The organism is Nitrospira sp. CMX1 (assembly GCF_054902215.1).
In genome coordinates this window covers 179,762-200,025 of sequence record NZ_JBUBKD010000040.1, presented here as the reverse complement: position 1 = coordinate 200,025, position 20,264 = coordinate 179,762, and the positions used below count along the sequence as shown (strand labels likewise).

General features: G+C 54.3%; 17 protein-coding genes and 1 tRNA gene. 13 read left to right on the top strand and 5 right to left on the bottom strand.

What is annotated here, in order from left to right:
- Positions 1-26: 26 nt before the first annotated feature.
- A complete protein-coding gene (locus ACYX34_RS10630; protein WP_462076535.1) occupies positions 27-749 on the top strand; it encodes an HAD-IA family hydrolase in 723 nt (240 codons plus the stop codon).
- Here ACYX34_RS10630 and ACYX34_RS10625 read toward each other — a convergent pair.
- On the bottom strand, positions 732-1,466 hold the full coding sequence (locus tag ACYX34_RS10625) for an SIR2 family NAD-dependent protein deacylase (RefSeq protein ID WP_462076534.1): 735 nt from the start codon (positions 1,464-1,466) through the stop codon (positions 732-734). The two genes, ACYX34_RS10630 and ACYX34_RS10625, sit on opposite strands and share 18 nt — an antisense overlap.
- 92 nt (positions 1,467-1,558) lie before the next feature.
- On the opposite strand from ACYX34_RS10625, the gene ACYX34_RS10620 reads away from it, so the two are divergent.
- The 8 genes from ACYX34_RS10620 to ACYX34_RS10585 all read left to right on the top strand — a co-directional run bounded on the left by ACYX34_RS10620 (position 1,559) and on the right by ACYX34_RS10585 (position 9,571).
- Complete coding sequence (locus ACYX34_RS10620; protein WP_462076533.1) at positions 1,559-2,905, top strand: 2-dehydropantoate 2-reductase; 1,347 nt, start codon at positions 1,559-1,561, stop codon at positions 2,903-2,905.
- Positions 2,906-2,921: 16 nt separating this feature from the next.
- The gene (locus tag ACYX34_RS10615) at positions 2,922-3,674 is read left to right on the top strand and encodes a hypothetical protein (protein WP_462076532.1); all 753 of its coding nucleotides are present in this window, start codon (positions 2,922-2,924) and stop codon (positions 3,672-3,674) included.
- A 70-nt stretch (positions 3,675-3,744) separates the two neighbouring features.
- Entirely contained in the window at positions 3,745-4,092 is a 348-nt protein-coding gene (locus ACYX34_RS10610) for a hypothetical protein (RefSeq protein ID WP_462076531.1), read from the top strand.
- A 546-nt stretch (positions 4,093-4,638) separates the two neighbouring features.
- Positions 4,639-4,857, top strand: a complete 219-nt coding sequence (locus ACYX34_RS10605; RefSeq protein ID WP_462076530.1) for a hypothetical protein — start codon at positions 4,639-4,641, stop codon at positions 4,855-4,857.
- 79 nt (positions 4,858-4,936) lie between these two features.
- Complete coding sequence (locus ACYX34_RS10600) at positions 4,937-5,119, top strand: hypothetical protein (protein ID WP_462076529.1); 183 nt, start codon at positions 4,937-4,939, stop codon at positions 5,117-5,119.
- A 51-nt stretch (positions 5,120-5,170) separates the two neighbouring features.
- Positions 5,171-5,416 carry a hypothetical protein gene (locus tag ACYX34_RS10595; RefSeq protein WP_462076528.1) on the top strand — a complete coding sequence of 82 codons (246 nt, stop codon included), beginning with the start codon at positions 5,171-5,173 and terminating at the stop codon, positions 5,414-5,416.
- 1,180 nt (positions 5,417-6,596) lie between these two features.
- The gene (locus ACYX34_RS10590) at positions 6,597-7,205 is read left to right on the top strand and encodes a hypothetical protein (protein WP_462076527.1); all 609 of its coding nucleotides are present in this window, start codon (positions 6,597-6,599) and stop codon (positions 7,203-7,205) included.
- A gap of 122 nt (positions 7,206-7,327) precedes the next feature.
- A complete protein-coding gene (locus ACYX34_RS10585) occupies positions 7,328-9,571 on the top strand; it encodes a bifunctional SulP family inorganic anion transporter/carbonic anhydrase (RefSeq protein ID WP_462076526.1) in 2,244 nt (747 codons plus the stop codon).
- A gap of 14 nt (positions 9,572-9,585) precedes the next feature.
- On the opposite strand, the gene ACYX34_RS10580 is transcribed toward ACYX34_RS10585, so the two are convergent.
- Positions 9,586-10,911, bottom strand: a complete 1,326-nt coding sequence (locus ACYX34_RS10580; RefSeq protein WP_462076525.1) for an MATE family efflux transporter — start codon at positions 10,909-10,911, stop codon at positions 9,586-9,588.
- Between the two features lie 58 nt (positions 10,912-10,969).
- Here ACYX34_RS10580 and ACYX34_RS10575 point away from each other — a divergent pair, with 58 nt between their 5' ends.
- Complete coding sequence (locus ACYX34_RS10575; RefSeq protein WP_462076524.1) at positions 10,970-12,529, top strand: DUF2779 domain-containing protein; 1,560 nt, start codon at positions 10,970-10,972, stop codon at positions 12,527-12,529.
- A gap of 102 nt (positions 12,530-12,631) precedes the next feature.
- Positions 12,632-12,721: transfer RNA gene (locus ACYX34_RS10570), tRNA-Ser, on the top strand.
- Positions 12,722-12,895: 174 nt separating this feature from the next.
- Here ACYX34_RS10570 and thiI read toward each other — a convergent pair.
- From thiI to coaE, 3 genes are all read right to left on the bottom strand, one after another.
- A complete protein-coding gene (thiI, locus tag ACYX34_RS10565; RefSeq protein WP_462076523.1) occupies positions 12,896-14,083 on the bottom strand; it encodes a tRNA uracil 4-sulfurtransferase ThiI in 1,188 nt (395 codons plus the stop codon).
- A 96-nt stretch (positions 14,084-14,179) separates the two neighbouring features.
- A complete protein-coding gene (gene trxB / locus ACYX34_RS10560) occupies positions 14,180-15,100 on the bottom strand; it encodes a thioredoxin-disulfide reductase (protein ID WP_462076522.1) in 921 nt (306 codons plus the stop codon).
- 127 nt (positions 15,101-15,227) lie between these two features.
- Positions 15,228-15,857 (bottom strand): dephospho-CoA kinase, encoded by a 630-nt coding sequence (gene coaE / locus ACYX34_RS10555; RefSeq protein WP_462076521.1) that lies wholly within the window; start codon positions 15,855-15,857, stop codon positions 15,228-15,230.
- Positions 15,858-15,926: 69 nt separating this feature from the next.
- Here coaE and ACYX34_RS10550 point away from each other — a divergent pair, with 69 nt between their 5' ends.
- The gene (locus tag ACYX34_RS10550; RefSeq protein WP_462076520.1) at positions 15,927-16,961 is read left to right on the top strand and encodes a pectinesterase family protein; all 1,035 of its coding nucleotides are present in this window, start codon (positions 15,927-15,929) and stop codon (positions 16,959-16,961) included.
- 609 nt (positions 16,962-17,570) lie between these two features.
- Positions 17,571-20,252 (top strand): MGH1-like glycoside hydrolase domain-containing protein, encoded by a 2,682-nt coding sequence (locus tag ACYX34_RS10545; protein WP_462076519.1) that lies wholly within the window; start codon positions 17,571-17,573, stop codon positions 20,250-20,252.
- Positions 20,253-20,264: the final 12 nt, after the last annotated feature.

Below are 20,264 nucleotides of genomic sequence, written 5' to 3'. Positions count from 1 at the left end.
CAATTTAAATATGTGGGAGTCTCACAATGAGTGCCTCGATACGTGTCGTGTTTTTCGATGCGGCCGATACCCTCTTTCACGTGCAAGGGTCAGTCGGTGAGATCTATCTGCAGCATGCGGTCAAGTTTGGATTTTTACAGAAATCGGACTCGCTCGCCGCGATCACCCAGGCGTTTCGCCGAGCCTTTCGCGAAGCTCCGCCACCGGTGTTTGCCACGATGGATCCGGTACGGCTCAAGCAGAGTGAACGATTGTGGTGGTTCGATATCGTCCACAACGTCTTTTATCGAGTCGGCATGTTTGAGCGGTTCGACGAGTTTTTCGATCACGTGTTTCGTGTCTTTGAAGATCACGGATCCTGGCGCTTGTTCCCTGAGACGATGTCGACTCTGGTTCGGCTGAAAGCTCAGGGGTTGGAATTGGGGATTATTTCCAATTTTGATTCCCGGCTTTTTGGCGTGTTGCGGGGACTCGGCATCGCTGAAGCCTTCGATACCGTGACAATCTCGAGTTTGGCCCAAGCAGTGAAACCGGCGCCACAGATTTTTCTCAGTGCGTTGGAAAAACATGCCGTGGATCCGGAAGAGGCGTTGCATGTCGGCGATAGCCTTCGAGAGGATGTGGAGGGTGGACGGAAGGCCGGACTGCACGTTGCCCTGATTGACCGTGAGGGGAATGAACAACCGGGTGACGTTCTACGTATCAGGAGTCTGGATGAGCTATTCCCCTTGCTACATCGGATCGAGTAGGAGTGGGACAAGGTCTTTGGCACGACCGTGCAGGGAAACATCGACCAGCGATGACTGTGGTGTGGGGTCTAGATTGATTTCGGCGACGAATGCGCTGGTTTCTTTGGCGACAGCAGCGAAGCCGGCGGCTGGGTAGACAACGCCGGATGTGCCGATGACGAGCAGAAGATCGCAGCTTCTCAGGGCCGTGGAGCATTGCCGGAGATCCGTAGTGAGTAAGGACTCCCCGAACCAGACGATATGGGGACGCAGTAGAGACCCACAATGGCGACAGGTCGGTGGGATGGAGATCGGAACGTCACGGTTTTCGTCCACCACGTTGCAGCCGATGCAGCGGACTTTCCAGATATTGCCGTGAATCTCCGAGAGATTCCGTGAACCGGCATCTCGATGCAACCCATCGACGTTTTGCGTAATCAACCAAAAGGCCGGAGCGCGACGCTCTAATTCTACGATTGCCAGGTGGGCCGCATTCGGCTGTTTGGTCGCGATCAGCTCACGTCGCCAGTTGTACCATTCCCACACCAGTCGCGGGTCGCGCTCAAAGGCTTCCGGCGTGGCGAGATCTTCTGCCCGGTAGCTGCGCCACAATCCGTCCTCGCCGCGAAAGGTCGGCACACCGCTGTCTGCTGAAATCCCTGCACCGGTCAGCACGGTGATATTCCGGGCAGCGGCGAGGTGTTGTCTCACAAGCCCGAAATTAGAACCAAGTGGCATGATCTGTCCGGTCTCCTCTGGGCGGGCTGCGTCTCTGTGCAACCGCATGCTATAGTACGCTGCATTTTTTCTGCAACCAGAAGGATGACGGCATGAAACAGATTTTGATGGTCGGTGCCGGATCGGTCGGCGGATTTTTCGGGGCACGACTGGCCAAGACGAATCCGGATGTGTCGTTCTTATTGCGGCCCAAGACGTTGGCGGCCGTGAAACGGAATGGATTGACGATACGCAGTGCCGATGGAACCTTTACGGTGAGGCCTCAAGCTGCTGCGGATGCACGCGCACTTCCTCGGCCGGATCTCATCATACTCGGTGTGAAGGCCTATGATCTCGATGAAGTGTTGACTCAGATCGAGCCGGTGCTTACGGAGAAGACGGTTATCCTGACGTTACAGAACGGGATTGATACCGAAGACCGTCTGGCAGCGCGACTCCATCGTGATTGCGTCATCGGTGGTGTGGCGTATATCTATTCGAAAATCGCTGAACCCGGCGTGATTGATCACTACAAGAAAGGCGCCGTCGCGATCGGCGAATTCATGGGACATGAGAGTGATCGCCTTCTCCGGGTTCGCGATGCGTTTGTGTCGGCCAATATTCCCTGTCACCTGTCCAAAGATATTCGACGGAGTAAGTGGGAGAAGATGTGTTGGAACTGCGTGTTCAATCCGATTACAGTACTCATCGACGACCACGTGGCCAAAGCACTCGACCATCCGGAAATGACGGGCGTGATCCGGCAGATCGTCGGTGAAGTTTCGGCGATCTCTGCGGCGATGAAGGTTCCGTTACCGTTGGACATGCCGGAACGGGTCGTGAAAGCGACGCAGGAAATTCGCGATATTCATACGTCGATGTATGACGATTGGAAGGCAGGACGGCGGACTGAAATCGACTATCTTAACGGCTTTATCGTTCAGAAGGGGCGAGCGCTGGGTATTCCCACGCCGGTGAACGAAGCCCTGACGGCGATGATCAAGACGATCACGGAGAAGGAACCGACCGGTCCCGATCGAGTTCGGATCGAAGGTGCCGTGGTCCAACCAGTCTCCTTCGATCGAGCGGCCCTTGCGGCGCTGCCGGCAGAGCACCAGCTTGATATTTCCACGGTCATGCCTGGGATGCAGGGGCAGGGGATTCGGCTGAAGGGACTCCTGGATGTTCCGGCATTGGCGATCGAAGCGGATCATGTGGCCTTCCATGCATCGGATGGAAAATACTCAGCCTGTTTGACGCTGCAACAGGCAAAAGAATTTGGGGTGTTGCTCTACGAGCTGCGTGGAGCTGCCTTACCGGATACGAATGGTGGGCCGTTCCGTCTGGTGACGCCTGGACTCGGCGATTTGTGCGCCAACGTCAAAGGAGTCACGCGGATTGAAATCACAAAGGGGCCGGGGAGAGATACGAGGCAAACGACCTGTCCCCCGAACCCATGATTCGGATGGGGGGGAGATGGCACGGATCATCGCCCTTGGCGCCAGCAACCTCACTCGGGGATTCCGGACGATTGTCTCAACGGCTCGATCAGTATGGGGACCGGAGGTTGAAATATTTGCGGCGCTTGGTCATGGGCGATCGTATGGAGCGCCAAGCCAATTTCTGTTCCGCACGCTGCCCGGTATTCTCAAGTCCGGGCTCTGGGCGGAGTTGGAGCAGCGTCCCCCGACGACTACGAGGGCGCTTGTCACAGACATTGGCAATGATATCTTGTATGGCTTCTCCGTCGAGCGAACGTTGAGCTGGGCTGAAGAGGCTCTTCGTCGTCTGGCTCGTGTGACACAGGATATCGTGCTCACGGGGTTGCCGCTTGCCAGTGTCTACCGGCTCTCGCAGTTCAAATTTCTGGCATTCCGTTCGATGCTCGTGCCGTCTTGTCGGCTTACGCTGGGCCAAGTCATCGACCGAGCCGAAGATGTGCACGAAGGGTTGGTGACGTTGTCCTCAGTCTATGGTGCAAAATTTTTCCAACTTGATCCTGCCTGGTATGGATTCGATCCCATCCATGTGCGGCCGTCATACTGGCGCACGGCCTGGCAGGAGATTCTGGGAGAACGGGTCCCGGGACCGCGCGAGGCTCAAGCAGTGGTGGAGGCTGTTCGGTTGTATCTGATGCGGCCGGAGCGTCGTTCGTTCTTTGGTATCGAACAGGTGACGCCGCAGTCGGGAGTCGCGCTCCGATCGGGCGGACAGGTCTGGTTGTATTGATTGGGTACTCAGGGACTATTCGACAGCCGGCTGCTGTATGGTCGGGTTTGATTATAGAGGGGAGGGTGAATTGTCTGATTCAACGTTTCACTATTCCGTATTCATCAAACGAGCCGTCACTGGGCTCATTCTCGGCAGTCTCGCTGGAGCAATTCAAGTCTGGTTGTTCAAGCGCGACCTCATGTATCTCTGGGCGTCGATGGCAGCTGGCGTCGTGTACATGGTCGCTTGGGTCACCTTTACAGATTGGCTCAAGCTTGCAGGGGGCAAGATTTTTCTTGGCGGGGTCTCAGGGTTGTTGGCAGCCATCGTGTGGTGGGCCATCGCGGTTCCTGCTGACAATGCCTTTATCCAAGCTGCTGTGGCCGGCACCTGTTTTGGAGCAGCTTTTGCCTGGTCGGATCAGCGAAGGACTTGAATGTGCGTAGCCTCATTGATCATCTCATCGAGACCATTCTATATGATGGACCTTTTGGACCTGGCTTGCACCAGCGTGTAGAGTGGAGTATGTTGCAGCCGTGATGTGGATTCGTCGCATCGCCCGTCGTTTTGTGCCGCAGGGAACTGCCTCGGCTGTTCTGGTTGTTTTCGTCTGCCTCTGCGTGGTCTTCCAAATGCTTGGGGTATCCGTCACTCTGCTTGGCCTGCTGACGCAGGATACGCCGGTGGAATCGCTTTCAGAAGATTTCTCTATTCCTCCGAGCATACCAGAACCGGGGATTCCGAACCGTTCTCGTTTACATGTGGAGAGTCAATCCACACGTCACGTTCCAATCTTCTCGACCACAGTCTTTCATCCCCCTCAAGGGTAGTCTTCGTTTCTATTCTATCGAGTTGATGTACGCGCTCTGCTGGGACGTTCAGGCATGGCTTGTTTGCGTGTCATGCTATTGATACGCCGTGAACGGTTCTGCGAGCTCAGGATATTCCATCAATGTCGGATTTCGTGAAACAGTGGAGACCCATGCTATTCAGAACGAAGTACTTAGAACTTGAGATAGCCAACTTTGTATTCTTCCGTGCACCGGTGCTTGGCTCAGTGTACATCGGGCCGGACTCTGGTTGCGGCTACATCGTGAGGAGTCGCCCGAATGAGATTGATACCATGCGCGGTGACTATATCGAGAGGACCAGAAAAACGTTGCGGGCGCAACTCCAACGGCGTGACGACTGCAATACATAGAGTTTCATGGCCAGGTCACAGAATTGTCCGTAAAGGTCGCTCTGGCCGCACTTGTAAGGACGATCGATCGATTTGGGAAGTGGCGGTTGTCACGCGAGAGAAACAGGTGATGGAGATCCGCATTAATACCCAGACGGGGACGGTCATTGGTGTGGAAGAAGAAAAGTCGAAATCAAACGGGTTCATAGGTGGAATTGACGATATGGGACATCAGCTCAAGCCACGGGAGCACACTGGTTCGTCGCCATCAAGTCGTATCTAACTGGACTCGTTCGGCCATTTCGTTGGCATTGGCAGCACGCTGGTTGAGGTCATGCTCCAGATCAGGCTGTTCAGCCTCGTCCGGGAGTTTACAGCCCGCACGGTGACGATCCTGACATGGAGCGGCCAGCGCGGCGGAGTATACGTCGCGCTGGCCCTTTCTCTACTACCGAGCCCATCTCGTGGTGACCTTGTGACGATCACGTATGCCGTCGTCGTGTTTTCAATCTTGGTCCAAGGGTTGATGATCAATCGAGTGCAGGAAAGCTCTGTGCGTGCCTCAACCAGTATCGACTGAGGTCGTATCGACCGCGTGCATGACAGCGTGTTTCTCATATGGTACATTGACATCATGAGTTTGATGAACCGAATAGAATTATGCTCCTCATCTCAAGCAAGAGGGTTCGCATGTTTGGTCGTGCTGCTCTGTTGCTGTGTTGTCGTACAGATGCTTGGAGTACCGGCTACGTTCGTGGACCTGCTGAGCTCCGATGCACTTGGGAAGTTGGAGCCCGCCTCGGAAGATCATACGGCTGTGTCCCTCTCAGCCGAGCCGGAGCGGCCTAGATTTCTGACCTCGGTCACTGAGTTGTATTCCGTGCGACGTTTGCCACTTTTGACTACATCCGTATTCCATCCTCCTTCCCTCTAGGTACTCTGCTTCAACTCAATACGACAACGTCGAGACGTTCTGCGTGAAACAGGCCTTTGAAGGCTTTCATGCAGCGTTCAATCCGTTGTGTATCAAAAACGATCAGCAATTCTGAAAGACACTGTGGCTACCAACGGGAAGTTGGTAGCCCGTTAATCGTTCAGTATGCGATGGAGTGTTTTTACAGAGAAGGATGGGGTCATGAATTGCTCGGCGTATCGATCTATTTCCCTCATAGTTCTGTTCCTTCTGATCACTGATATGTCCTTTGATTCTACGGCCGAGGTCGTTCCGCTCTTAGCTCTAGAGAGAAAGCAGGCAGATCACGATCACGGTGTACTCCTTGGAACAAATCACTTGGTCATGAGTTTTAATCGAAATGGGCAAGGTCAAGCCCAGGAATTCAATCACTCGAATGAGATGGAATGGCATATTGAAGAGGTCACACATGGCAAACGGTCTTTGACGATACATTTGCCTATGGATGGCCCATTTGTGGTGAGACTTCCTGTTGGGTCCTACCGTGTCACAACAATGAGGTTCCGCAGTTCTGAGGGGACCTGGCACACCGTGCTTCCAACGGCCTTTGAGATACGGCCATGGGAGTGTACCTCGCTAGGGACCTCGATGCTTCAGATGCAGGTGGGGTTTGTTACCGGGTGGATTTCGCGCCATGTGCTTCATGAGCAAGAATTCAGTCGCGCGAATCATGATCAACTGATCGGGGGAAATAGGTGTTCGATCTCTAGGGCTCCACTCAGATCATCGGTGAAACACTCCGTTAGGCTAGACCGATCAGAGGCGCAACAATGAAAGGAAGACCGTCATGAACAAGAATATACTTTATCGTGGTTTCGTTATGGGTATCTCCGTCCTAGTTGTCAGTATGGTCGTGGGTTGTGCGAGCCTCAGGATTCCGCTCTCACCATCGCAGATTGTGATCCCAGATGAAGATCACGGACTGTTACTGGGTAAAATTCATCTCACCAGAGATGGAAAGTCACCATCAGAAGGGCTTAGCTGGCCGAAAGAGATGAAATGGTGGGTTGAAGAGGAAGCGACGGGAACTCGCCTGATGATCGGTCATCTTCCTATTGACGGTCTGTTCGCCGTGCGACTTCCGGTCGGTTCCTATCGTGTCACCGACATCAGCTTGGCAGGCACACGAGGCATTTGGCACACCGTGCTGCCGACCACGTTTACTATTCGGCAACGAGAATGTACTGCACTGGGCACTCTGGATCTTGAGATGCAAACAGGATTCTTTACGGGGTGGATGACACGGCAGGTCAGTCATGAGAAAGGGATCACCCATGAAAATATGGGCGAGATTTATGGAGCTCAGGGTTGTCCCACTCAGGTGGCTCCACTTGAAACCTCTGTGAAGAGCGTGGTCAGAAAACACTTTCCTACCCGAGGTGCCGGCCGGTTCTAGGGATCCAAGAGGCCGCGTTCCTCTATCGCCGGTCAGAGGTATTCTGACCGGCGATGGCATTGGTAGTACTGGAATGCCTCGTTCCAAGGGATCAATAGATTGCGACATCACCGATGAGTAGCATGGTTTCTACTGTCTTAGCCGATGTGAAGTCAGGTGTTGTGGTGTTCTTTGTGGCGCTACCGCTCTGCCTTGGGATCGCGCTGGCCTCCGGTGCTCCGTTGGTGTCGGGGTTGTTAGCGGGGATTGTCGGTGGCACCGTGGTGGGACTCCTCAGTGGCTCCCACACCAGTGTGAGCGGCCCAGCAGCCGGATTATCAGCTGTTGTGGCGGCGCAGATTCTCTCACTCGGTTCATTTTCATCTTTTCTGATGGTCGTGATTCTTGCCGGAATGGTCCAAATCGGCATCGGCATCGCCAAAGGAGGGTTCATCTCCGAATTCTTCCCATCCAGCGTGATTAAAGGGCTGCTGGCTGCGATCGGCGTGATCATCATCTTTAAACAGATTCCACACCTCGTCGGGCATGACTCCGACCCGGAAGGAGACATGTCCTTTTCCCAGACGGATCTCGAGACGACGTTTTCCGAACTCTTCTACATGTTTGGGGATTTTCAACTGGGTGCTGCCATTGTCGGCCTGGTGTCTGTCGCGGTGCTCGCTCTCTGGGACAATTGGAAGCCGTTAAAAACGTCTCTCTTTCCCGCTCCCGTTGCCGTGGTGCTGTTTGGTATTGCAACGGGATTGTGGTTCGAGCACCTTGGCGAGCCCTGGAGTATCAAGCCGAGCCATCTGGTTCAGGTGCCAGTGGCTGGCGATTTGGCTGAGTTGTTCGGACTTCTTCCTCGACCGGATTTCTCGCAATGGATGAATCCTGCGATCTATACCGCGGGGATTACGTTGGCTCTTGTGGCCTCGCTGGAAACCCTGCTCAATCTGAATGCGACCGATCGGCTTGACCCGCAGCAACGCACATCACCGTCAAGTCAAGAACTTGTCACGCAAGGCATTGGAAACATCCTCTGTGGGTTCGTCGGTGGACTCCCCGTTACATCCGTGATCATCCGTAGCTCCGTCAATATTAATGCCGGCGGTAAGACAAAATTAGCTGCGATCATTCACGGCACGTTGCTTCTCGTGAGTGTTCCGCTCATCCCGACCTGGCTGAATAGCATTCCCTTATCTTGCCTGGCAGCCATTTTATTGATGACTGGCATCAAACTGGCCAGTCCCGCCCTTATCAAGCAAATGTGGAGCGAAGGCCGCTACCAATTCATCCCGTTTGCGGCAACGGTAATTGCGATTGTCGTGACGGATCTCTTGATCGGGATCGTCCTTGGACTTGCTGTGGCCATCAGCTTTATCCTTAATAGCAATATGCGTCGCCCGGTGCACCGCTTTGTCGAGAAATATCTGGGTGGTGATGTTGTGCATATCGAACTCGCCAACCAGGTCAGCTTTCTGAATCGTGCCGCACTGTCTAAAGTCCTGCACGAAGTGCCTCGTGACGGCCGCGTGCTCATTGACGCGCAGAATACGGACTATATCGATCCGGATGTGCTTGACTTGATTCGGGACTTCACGGAACAAACAGGACCGGCCCACGGAGTCGAGGTGAGTCTTGCCGGATTTCGAAGTGAGTACAACCTTGAGGATCTGATTCATTATGTGGATTATTCGACTCGCGAACTTCAAGATGTCATCACGCCGCAGCAGGTTCTGCAGATTCTGAAGGACGGCCACGAGCGAGCCCGCACTGGGCGGCGACTAACCCGAGACTTTAACCGACAAGTCCGGGCTACGGCAGTGGCACAACATCCACTGGCCGTCGCACTCAGTTGCATCGATTCCCGTACCCCTGTGGAGTTGATCTTCGACCTCGGCATGGGAGACATCTTTAGTATTCGTGTGGCCGGCAACATCACAAGCCGGGAGGTGTTGGCGAGTGCAGAATACGGTTGTGCGGTGGCAGGGGCAAAACTCATGATCGTGATAGGACATACCGGATGCGGGGCGGTCTCCGCTGCTATGAAACTCTCGGGCTCGCACCTGACCGCTGCCGACGCGACAGGATGTCAGCATTTGGATGCTATTGTGACCGAGATTCAGCGGTCTGCAGCAGGTGTCGCCAATCAGCCGACTGTGGAACCATCTTCGCCTGGTGTAGGAGCGATCACGGATGCTGTTGCCAGACGAAATGTCCTGCGTGTGGTTAAGGAACTACGGAAGCAGAGTCGGACGCTCGACAACTTGGTTCGTGAACGACGTCTTGGAATCGTTGGTGCGATGTATGACATCACCACCGGAGAAATCGAGTTTTTGGTAGAAGATGGACTCGAGGAGGTGGGGATAGTGGAAGCCCCGTGACAGCCTCTTGTCCTTCAGCGAATCACCTGAATTTGCCGCCACCGCTCGGACTGATATCGCCAGAGCAACAGCCCCATCCGCACGGTCCAGTCTGCAATCATCGCTGCCCAGATGTAGAAGACCGATTGGCGTGCCCAGAGGGCAGCCATGAGTGCCAACGGCACGCGGACACCCCACATGCCGATCATGGTGGCACCCATGATGAACCGCGTGTCACCGGCGCCGCGCAATGACCCAGACAGGACCATGGTGAGGGCGAGCGGGATCTGCAAGAGGGCGACGATCTTGAGAAACATCGTTCCAAGTTCGACGACGGCTTCGTCGGTGGTGAATGCCCGAAACAATGTAGCGGGAACGAAGAAGAAGAGGAGTCCCATTCCGGTCATGATGACGATTGCCAGCCGATTGGCCTCCCAATTCTCCAATTTCGCTCTGGTGTATTTTCCGGCTCCGATGCTCTGCCCGACCATCGTGGCGGCCGCAATGGCCAGTCCATAGCCCGGGAGAAAGGAAAAGGATTCAATTGAGAGTCCGACTTGGTGTGCCGCATAGGCGGCGGTGCCATAGAGGAGGACGAGTTTGGTGTAGATAAAGATGCCGGCTTGTTGCACGATGCGTTCTCCGGACACAGAGGCTCCCACGTCCCAGATTGAGCGAATGAGGTCCAGGCGCAATTTAGACGATTCTTTCAAGATGGGACCACAACGGAACACGAGGTAGAGTACCCCTACCGTTTCAGCAAGACCCGTGGCGATCGCTGCACCCTTCAATCCCAATGCAGGAACACCCCATTGCCCATAGATGAGCGGATAGGCAAGGGCCACATGCAGGAGGTTCACGGCGATGAGGCCATACATGGGGGTCTTGGTGTCGCCGGTACCTTGAAGAATCGAGGACAGGACTTGGATGAGGATGGTGCAGGGGATCACCAGAAAGATGAGGGTCGAATAGGGGAGAGCGAGTTCAATAACGGCCGATTCTGCACCGAGTTGCTGCATCACGAATCGATTGCCGGCGATTCCAAGGCTGGCTAATAGAATTGCGATGCCGAGCGAAAGCCAGAGGAAGTGACGGGCTGCTTCTCCCGCATCCTGTCGCCGTCTTGCTCCCCAGAGCTGGGCCACGATCACATTCGTGCCAACTGAGATTCCGGAGACCAGCGTCGTGGCGACGAATGCCAGCAGTTGCCCGAGGCCGACTGCGGCGATTGACGTAGCCCCGAGGCCGCCGACTAAAAAGACGGCGACAATGCCTTCCGCCCGCTGGAGCAGCGTGGTGAGTGTGACGGGCAGTGCTAAAGTCATGACGGCCCGTCTGATTTGAGTGACACCGTTGCCCATGGGGCGTTATCCTAACAGAGATTCTTCATCGACCATGTGAGAAATCAGCGATTGCCTCATGGATAGAACCTTGATAGTGGATGCTCATAACAGGATCTCTAGAGCTGCCGCACCACCGCGGCTGTCAAAATCGAAGTTTCTCTCTGGATTGCAATGTCACAAACGACTCTATCTGGAAATTCATCAGCCTGCCCTGGCGACGCCTCCGGATGCGTCGACGCAAGCGATCTTAGATATGGGGACCGAAATCGGTGTTCTGGCGCAACAGCGCTTTCCCGGCGGCGTCCTCGTAAAAGCAGGATTCCGTCAGCGAGAGGCTGCAGTCGCGGAGACTGCAGCGCTGCTTCAAGATTCCACGATTCCCGCCATCTTTGAGGGAGCGTTTGAGCACGACGGGGTACTCGTCCGCGTCGATATTCTCGAGCGTGTCCAGACTGGTTCGGGGGAGTCCCCTTGTTGGCGTTTGATCGAAGTAAAGTCCTCGACACGAGTCAAAGATGTGCACGTCGATGATCTGGCGGTTCAGAGCGCTATCGTCCAAGGTGCCGGGGTAAGGCTGGGTGCGACCTGCCTGATGCATATCAACACAAGCTACCGTTACGATGGTGGTGGGGTTGATCTACAGGCACTCTTTTCAGTCGAAAATGTTTCGGAGGCAGTGACAGCCAGACAAATACTGGTGCTGGAACGACTGGCCGCCATGAAAGCCATGTTGTTGGGGGTGGCCGCTCCAATGATTGAACCAGATCAGCATTGCCACAGTCCCTATGAATGTCCGTTCTGGGCCCATTGTACAAAGGACAAGCCGCAACGCTGGATTTATCACCTGCCGGGGAAGAAAGAGATGGTCAGTCAGCTGGTCCGGCAGGGGATCACGACAATCGACGATATTCCGGAGGGAACCCGATTGTCGGATACACAGCAAAAGGTCAAGAGCAACGTGGAATGGGTTTCGTCGGAATTGGGTTCACTGCTTCGTTCTCTCCGCTACCCCATCCACCATCTCGATGCGGAAACCGTGATGTTGGCAGTCCCACGGTTTCCCTTTACCAGGCCCTATCAGGCCCTTCCGGTTCAATGGTCCAATCATATTGAACTGGAATCCGGTGAGGTCATTCATCAGGAGTTTCTCCATGCTGAAGCATCTGAACCTCGCCGGCGTTGGGCTGAGGCATTGATCGAGTCGCTCGGCAACTCCGGCAGCATCCTGGTGTACTCGGCATATGAAGCCGGGCTCATTCGCCAACTGGCGGACACGTTCCCTGAGTTTAAATCCGCGTTTCAAGAGATTGGGAAACGGCTGTGGGACCTGCTTCCGGTGATCAAGGATCATTACTACCATCCTGCCTTTAACGGATCATACTCGATCAAATCCGTGTTGCCGGCGGTGGTGCCATCGCTTGGGTATGGTGATCTGGCGATTCAGGAAGGAGGGCATGCGGCTGCGGAGTATTATCGCATGGTCTTTGTCGAAACCGATTGGGTGGAACGGGAGGCCATACGAGAAGCCTTACTGCGGTATTGCGCACGAGATACCTTGGCGATGGTTGAGCTGAGGAGGGTACTCAGAGGAAAGGCCGAATGTTATGGAGGAGAAAAAGTTGCGGGAGTCATGTGAGGCCATTGCAAAACTGCATGGACCACGGTAAGCTCGGCACAATCATCGGGTATGCACTCCTCATCCGCTCGATAATCAATCCAGCCGACGATCTGTCATAACGGAGAGGTGCGAGAGCGGCCGAATCGGGCAGTCTCGAAAACTGCTGTCGGGGTAACTCGACCGTGGGTTCGAATCCCACCCTCTCCGCCAAACAGAGCTTGCTCAACCTGGAGCCCTAGGACTTGTTCCCGGCGACGAGACAGAACACCGCATGTATCTGCCCTCTCTGTTGGGGGAGGGAGCAACCCCTGTGAGTGCGACCTCGGATACCCACCCATCCACCATGCCTTCAATTGCCCCATCATCGCTTTTCTCGATGCAGAGTTATGTTGCCGAACGGGGGAACGACAATTCAGTCAATTCGGCTTGCTCGAGTCCGCGCTTGACCAGCGTCGAGATATCCAGCATGCGCTCAATTCTCAGTACGTCATCCAGACGAGTCTTGGTGCTTGGGTGGGGAGGCACAAAGAGCTTGCAGCAATCCTGGTCTGGCTCAATGGATGTCTCATAGGTACCGAGCCGTCTGGCTTCGTCGATGATCTCACGTTTGTCCATCCCGATCAGTGGGCGGAGGATCGGCAGTTCTGCCGCATCTTCAATCACACAGATGTTCTGAGGGGTCTGTGAAGCCACTTGGCCGAGGCTATCGCCGGTTACCAAGGCCCAACAGTTCTCCCTCCTGGCCAGCTCCTCCGTAATCCGGATCATCATCCGTCGATACAGTACGATCCGGAATGGAGCCGGTGCAGTCAGGACAATCTCACGCTGAATTTCTCCAAACGGGATGACATGGAGGTGTGCGTGATATTGATACTGGGTCAGGGTCTGTACAAGGTCTCGGACCTTATCCTCAGATGCTCGACTGACCAACGGTCGGCCAGAAAAGTGAATGAATGAGGCGTGGCAGCCTCGCTTGATGAGACGGTAGGCGGCAACCGGCGAGTCGATCCCACCCGAGATGAGGCAGGCCACCTTCCCACTGACGCCAGCCGGCATACCTCCAGGACCTTCGACTTTTTCTGCTGAACAAAATGCATCTTTTGTCAGAAGTTCGATGTAGATCGTTAAGTCTGGCTGTCTCAGGCTGACTTTTTTCCCGGTTTGTACACAGATGGCGGCACCGATCGCCTTTTCAATATCCATCGATGTCAACGCTAATCGCTTATCGGCTCGCTTCGCGGTGACGCGAAAGGTCTGGAACGATTTGGCCTGGAGCTCCGCAACCGCAGCCGCGGAAAGCGCTTCAAGATCAGGGTTTCCTAACTGTAACGGAATCACGCGACCCAGCGAAAAGTTTGCAATGCCGCACACGCGAACAAGCCGATCTCGAACGACATCCACGTCCGTTTCTGGCGGAAGCTCAATACGGATGCGGCTATGGAGGTTTTGAACCTGCCGAATTCCCAAATCCCTCAGGGCAGTTCGAATGTTTGTGACGAGGCTTTGCTCGAAGTAGTCTCGATTGTGACCCTTCAGGGCAAGTTCGTGATAATGGGCGATGACGCATTTCATAACGTACAGGGCTTGTCGTTCGTGAAACGTGAAGCGAGGACAAGAAAGGCTGTGTACAGCATTGTCATGAACGAGATACGCTTCACAAGCGACGATTCACTCTCCGAGTCTTTCGAGGAATCGCTCCGCATCAATCGCCGCCATGCAGCCTGTACCAGCTGCCGTGACGGCTTGGCGGTACGTGGAGTCTTGGACATCTCCTGCAGCAAAGACGCCAGGGACACCAGTGGCGGTGCCGTGGTGAGTCCGGATGTAACCTTTTTCGTCCATGTCGAGTTGGCCTGTGAAGAGGGTAGTGTTCGGTCGATGGCCGATGGCGACGAAGACTCCTTCGCATGCGAGGTCCGTCGTCTTACCGGTCACGATATTTTTCAGGCGTACGCCGGTGACCACTTCATTGCCGAGGATGTCTTCGACCACGGAATTCCATACAAAGGCAATCTGCTCGTTTTTCATTGCCCGATCTTGCATGATCTTCGACGCCCTGAGTTTGTCACGACGGTGGACAATGGAGACCTTCGTCGCAAACTTGGTGAGAAAAGTTGCTTCCTCCATCGCACTGTCTCCGCCGCCAACCACCACAAGCTCTTTCCCTCTGAAGAAGAATCCATCGCAGGTGGCGCAGGTGGATACTCCGTGACCGGTCAACCGCTTTTCGTTTGACAGGCCAATCGGAATGGCAGAGGCACCGGTGGCGATGACAACGGTCTTGGCCTGGATTGTTCGCTCGCCGTCGATTGTGATGCTGAAAGGATGCTTCCTGAAATCAACCGCCGTCACGTCGCCGGTCACAAACTCCGACCCGAACCGTTCTGCTTGAGCCCGCATGTCCTTCATCAGCTCCGGTCCCGTGACGCCTTTCGCGAATCCAGGATAGTTTTCCACTTCCGTCGTGGTGGTGAGTTGTCCGCCCGATTGCCACCCTTCGATGAGCAGAGGGGACAGATTGGCCCGTGCGGTATAGATCGCAGCGGTCAAACCAGCTGGACCCGAACCGATGATGACGACGTGACGCATGTGGGAACTTTAACACAGTGTGGGAATGAGACGGTAGGAGGTGCCCGGCGATAGGATGAAAGCGAGAAACGGATAGGCAATGGCTTGTGTTGTGGTATGCACTCACTCGGAGAACAATGACTCGAGTCTACCTCATCGGAGGCGAAGCCTTGGATGATGCCAGTTTAGAGAGCACCTCGAAAACGTTTCGCACCTGCTTCCTGCCCACTGCACGAGGCAACGTTCCGTCAATGATCATATCGGCTCTGCGAATCTTTTGTGTCAGCGGCATTTGGCTACGAATGCGTCGGAGTGCTTCCGCGCGGGTGAGGCCGTTTCGTTTCTTGAGACGGGCGATTTGAGTATTCTGGTCGACGGTAACGACGATGGTTTTCTCCACTCGTTTGTCGATGCCGGCTTCGAACAGCAGAGGAACATCATAGATGACGACGGCATGTCGATCCTTTCGAGCTGCCTCTCTGGTCAGTTTTATTTGTTCGCGCGCGACACGGGGATGGACGATACGTTCAAGCACTCGTCGTTGCATTGGATGGCGGAACACGAGTGACCCGAGGGCTTGCCGGTTAATCGTTCGGTCAGCGTTCAAGATGGATTGCCCGAACCGACGTCGAATCTCTCGCCAGGCCGGCTTGCCAGGCCGGACGACCTCTCGTGCCAATGCATCTGCGTCGATGACAATGGCCCCGCATTCCTTGAACATCTTTGCCACGGTGCTTTTCCCGGTTGCCACACCTCCGGTGAGTCCGATCAGGATCATAGTGGCGGAGCTTATCATGCGTCAGACATGACGACAAACTGAGATTGACATCCGCAGTTCTCCGCTTGTATGAGTTTTGTTATGTATCGATTTCTGCTGTTCCTTATCTGTTTTTTTGGTGGTGCCGGGGTTGCCGTGACTGGAACGGAGGGCGTGGTATCCAGTTCACGGACGATCACCGTCGCACTGGACGGGTCGGGTGAGTTCTCCTCGATACAAGAGGCTGTTGACAGTGCGGGGAAAGGTGACACGGTGTTGATCAAGGCCGGAGTGTATCCTCAGGACCTCACCATCCATAGTAAGGAAAAGATCAAGATTGTCGGCGCTGGGGTTGAGAAGGTTGTTCTGCAAGGTCGAGGGCAGATGGTGGGTGTCCTGCATGTGGGCAAGTGGCCTTATGGTGCCACGGATATTGAGATCAGCGGTCTAACGATCAACGAGCATGGGGGCCATGCGCTTGGCATGTTTAACGGCAACCGCATCGTGCTCCGTCAACTTCATGTCAAGGGCATGGTCTTCAGCCAACAGGTCCAAGAAGTTCGAATAGAGGATTGTATCATCGGCGGAAGCGAGACGACCGGCGCACACTTTTCTGATTCCCAGGCCGTTCTGGTTCGAAATTTTATCCATGATAACGATTATGGTATCAACGTAACTGGGAAGTCGTCTGTTCGTCTTGAGCACAACGTGATTACCAGAAGCCTCTATGAGGCGGTCGTCGTGGGTGATCAGTCTGCTGCGGTGTTGGTGAACAATACATTGGTGAAAAACGGCAGTGGGGCAGCATTTCTTGACACCTCGAGGATTGAGGCCATGGGGAACATTCTCAGTTTCAATCGGGTTGGTTTTCTGATCGCCCCCTCGAGTCAGACGAAGGTTGGTTACAACCTTCTCTTCAACGGCGAGGCTGACTATATGCGAACTGGCTCGCCGAATCGTCCTGCTCCGGAGTTGAAAGCCAGCTCTGATATCTTTGCGGACCCTCGCTTTGTTGATACCGAACGCGATGACTATCACCTACAGCCTGATTCCACTCTCCTCAATGTGGGTGGGTTTCCTCATCTTGGAGCGCTCCCGCCTCGTCGATCGGCAGCGGCTCGGTAGAAATATCATTAAAAACAATTAGATGAGAGCTTGTTCCGCTCTCTGAGATGCGTCTGATATTCTTTGATGCGCGACCGATACCTTCCTGTGCGTTTCCTGACTCAAGTAACGGCTTGAGCCTGCCGAGAAAGATTCAACCAGGAGGTCGTCCTTGGCTAGTTTCCGAAGCAACCTCGAAAAACTGTCGGGCGAGAGAATTCCCTCACTTATGGATATGGAGTCGGGGAAATTAGTCGGTGCCGTACTTCCCATGTCCGAACAGGCCCAAATCCAGATGAGGAATAGTATTGAAGTGATTGAGTACCTCCTAAACCAGGAACAAGTGATCTGGAGTTGAGTTTCTAATCGTTTTGCCTACCTGTCGTTCTTCATCGTACTCTCGAGTGATATAGGTTTTCCCCTTATCTCGTCAGGCTAACCCTGCATTTGTCGGAGCGTGGGAGAGTGCCGCGCGTGGTTGATCCCGGCCAATTCAGACAATGGGACAAGAGACCGAAGAGGCACTTGAGTGAAAGTCCCTGGACGGCTTGCACGCTTGATTCCGTTGTCTATTGAGTGCATTGTGGCCGTCGTGCACTGCGAGCTTGTGTGGGGAGAGCGGGGGGTCTTATGGGGAAAGCAGTTCGGAAATCTTTTCGTTCCCAAGCGTCTCATGGCGTCGAACGGCGACGGCTGGAAGAGGATGCTCTCCGTAAACAGCATTGGAAACGCTGGGGGCCATACTTAAGCGAACGGGCCTGGGGGACGGTTCGAGAAGATTACAGTCCTTATGGCACTGCGTGGGAATCTTTTTCTCATGACCACGCTCGCTCCCGCGCCTATCGTTGGAATGAAGACGGACTGGCCGGAGTCTCCGATCGGCATCAGTACATCTGCTTCGCGGTTGCGCTATGGAATGGCTGCGATCCGATTTTGAAAGAGCGGGTGTTCGGAGTGACGGGCAACGAAGGTAATCATGGAGAAGACGTCAAAGAATATTATTTCTATTTAGATTCAACACCAACCCATTCATACATGAAGTATTTGTATAAGTATCCACAAGCTGAATTTCCTTATGCCAGGTTGGTTGAAGAGAATCGCCGTCGTGGACGTCAGGATTTGGAGTATGAGCTTATCGATACGGGTGTTTTTGATGAGAATCGGTACTTCGATGTCATGGTGGAGTATGCCAAGACGACACCGGAGGAACTATTTATTAGGATCCACGTCACGAACCGGGGGCCTGAACGTGCTGAGTTGACCCTGTTGCCGACTCTTTGGTTCAGAAATACCTGGTCGTGGGGACTCGACGCTCGTCGGCCAAGAATGCGTGAAGAAACCTCGGAGAAGGACTGCAGTATTATTGAGTTGGAGCACGAGTACTACGGCAAGCGCATTCTCTGGTGCGAGCGAAAACCACCGTTGCTGTTCACGGAAAACGAGACCAACTCCCGACGGTTGTATGGAGATCAGGAAGGCTCACAGTACGTGAAGGACAGTTTTCATGACTACATCATTCATGGACGGACTGATGCGGTCAATCCCGGGAAGGTCGGCTCGAAGGCAGCCGCGCACTATGTACTGCCGTTGGCTCCAGGCGAATCAGATATCGTTCATCTCTGTCTCACGAACGAGTCGGATCCAGGCGCCTTCAGTAAGCAGCACATAGATGGACTTTTTGAACGACGAGTTCAGGAGGCCGATGAATTCTATGCAGACCTGGCTCCGGCACATCTCTCAGCGGATGCAAAGCTCGTTCAGCGACAAGCCTTCGCCGGACTACTGTGGAGTAAACAGTTCTATCACTACGATCTGAAACGCTGGCTCGTGGGCGACCCAGGGATGCCGGATCCGCCCCAAGAGCGACTGCATGGGCGAAACTCGGACTGGACACATCTTTATAATGCCGATGTCATTTCGATGCCGGACAAGTGGGAGTATCCCTGGTACGCTGCTTGGGATCTGGCATTTCATTGCATTCCATTGGCCCTCGTTGATTCGACCTTCGCCAAGGAACAGCTGATCCTCATGCTCCGTGAGTGGTACATGCATCCGAACGGGCAGATTCCCGCCTATGAATGGGCGTTTGGAGACGTGAATCCTCCGGTTCACGCCTGGGCGGCCTGGCGTGTCTATAAAATCGAGAAGAAGCGGAGAGGCGTCGGTGATCGGGTTTTCCTTGAACGCGTGTTCCACAAGCTCCTGCTTAACTTTACCTGGTGGGTCAATCGAAAGGATGCCGAGGGGAAGAACATCTTTCAGGGAGGATTCTTAGGCCTCGACAATATCGGCGTCTTTGATCGGAGTGCTCCCCTGCCGACCGGTGGCCATATTGAACAGTCGGATGCCACCAGTTGGATGGGGATGTATTGCCTCAATATGCTGTCGATCGCGCTTGAGCTGGCACGTGACAATCGAGCATACGAGGATGTGGCGAGCAAGTTCTTCGAGCATTTTGTCTATATCTGCCGAGCCATGAATAACATCGGTGGGGAGAAAATTGAGCTCTGGAACAGAGAAGATGGGTTTTTTTATGACGTCTTGCACCTCCCGGACGGACAGACTTGTCCGCTGAAGGTCCGGTCTCTTGTTGGCCTGATCCCGCTATTTGCCGTAGAAACCTTAGATTCTGAGTTGGTCGATCAGCTTCCGCGGTTCAAGCATCGCATGCAGTGGTTTATTGAAAACAGACCTGATTTCAGTATCCATGTGGACACGCAATCACACGATGGCGAAGTGCGGCGATTCTTGTCGCTCGTGAATCGTTCGCGGTTGAAATCGGTGCTGCGATATATGCTGGACGAGGAGGAATTTCTTTCTCCATACGGCATTCGGGCTCTTTCGCGTTATCACAAGGATCATCCGTACGTGCTCTCTCTCATGGGTCGCGACTATCGGGTGGATTATGAACCGGCTGAGTCGAGTACGGGACTCTTCGGAGGTAATTCAAATTGGAGAGGGCCCATTTGGTTTCCGGTCAACTATCTGCTCATCGAGTCACTCCAAAAGTTTCACTACTTCCTTGGTGAGGACTTCAAGGTCGAGTATCCGGTTCGATCTGGGCGATTCGTCTCGTTGGACGAGGTCGCTTCCGAGCTTTCCCGGCGCCTGACACATATCTTTCTCCGTGATAAAACCGGGCGACGTCCCGTATATGGAAGGACTAGGAAATTTCAGGACGATCCATGCTGGCGAGATGTTGTCCCATTTTATGAGTATTTCCATGGAGATAATGGGGCTGGGATCGGAGCCAGCCATCAGACCGGATGGACAGGGTTAGTTGCCAAGCTTATCCAGCAGAGCGGGGAGTAGGGGTGACGCGTC

Excerpts from the sequence above, each read along its gene's own strand:
- ACYX34_RS10630 (WP_462076535.1), top strand. The coding sequence starts at position 27 with ATGAGTGCCTCGATACGTGTCGTGTTTTTCGATGCGGCCGATACCCTC.
- ACYX34_RS10625 (WP_462076534.1), bottom strand. The coding sequence starts at position 1,466 with ATGCCACTTGGTTCTAATTTCGGGCTTGTGAGACAACACCTCGCCGCT.
- ACYX34_RS10620 (WP_462076533.1), top strand. The coding sequence starts at position 1,559 with ATGAAACAGATTTTGATGGTCGGTGCCGGATCGGTCGGCGGATTTTTC.
- ACYX34_RS10615 (WP_462076532.1), top strand. The coding sequence starts at position 2,922 with ATGGCACGGATCATCGCCCTTGGCGCCAGCAACCTCACTCGGGGATTC.
- ACYX34_RS10605 (WP_462076530.1), top strand. The coding sequence starts at position 4,639 with ATGCTATTCAGAACGAAGTACTTAGAACTTGAGATAGCCAACTTTGTA.
- ACYX34_RS10595 (WP_462076528.1), top strand. The coding sequence starts at position 5,171 with ATGCTCCAGATCAGGCTGTTCAGCCTCGTCCGGGAGTTTACAGCCCGC.
- ACYX34_RS10590 (WP_462076527.1), top strand. The coding sequence starts at position 6,597 with ATGAACAAGAATATACTTTATCGTGGTTTCGTTATGGGTATCTCCGTC.
- ACYX34_RS10585 (WP_462076526.1), top strand. The coding sequence starts at position 7,328 with ATGGTTTCTACTGTCTTAGCCGATGTGAAGTCAGGTGTTGTGGTGTTC.
- ACYX34_RS10580 (WP_462076525.1), bottom strand. The coding sequence starts at position 10,911 with ATGGGCAACGGTGTCACTCAAATCAGACGGGCCGTCATGACTTTAGCA.
- ACYX34_RS10575 (WP_462076524.1), top strand. The coding sequence starts at position 10,970 with ATGGATAGAACCTTGATAGTGGATGCTCATAACAGGATCTCTAGAGCT.
- thiI (WP_462076523.1), bottom strand. The coding sequence starts at position 14,083 with ATGAAATGCGTCATCGCCCATTATCACGAACTTGCCCTGAAGGGTCAC.
- trxB (WP_462076522.1), bottom strand. The coding sequence starts at position 15,100 with ATGCGTCACGTCGTCATCATCGGTTCGGGTCCAGCTGGTTTGACCGCT.
- coaE (WP_462076521.1), bottom strand. The coding sequence starts at position 15,857 with ATGATCCTGATCGGACTCACCGGAGGTGTGGCAACCGGGAAAAGCACC.
- ACYX34_RS10550 (WP_462076520.1), top strand. The coding sequence starts at position 15,927 with ATGAGTTTTGTTATGTATCGATTTCTGCTGTTCCTTATCTGTTTTTTT.
- ACYX34_RS10545 (WP_462076519.1), top strand. The coding sequence starts at position 17,571 with ATGGGGAAAGCAGTTCGGAAATCTTTTCGTTCCCAAGCGTCTCATGGC.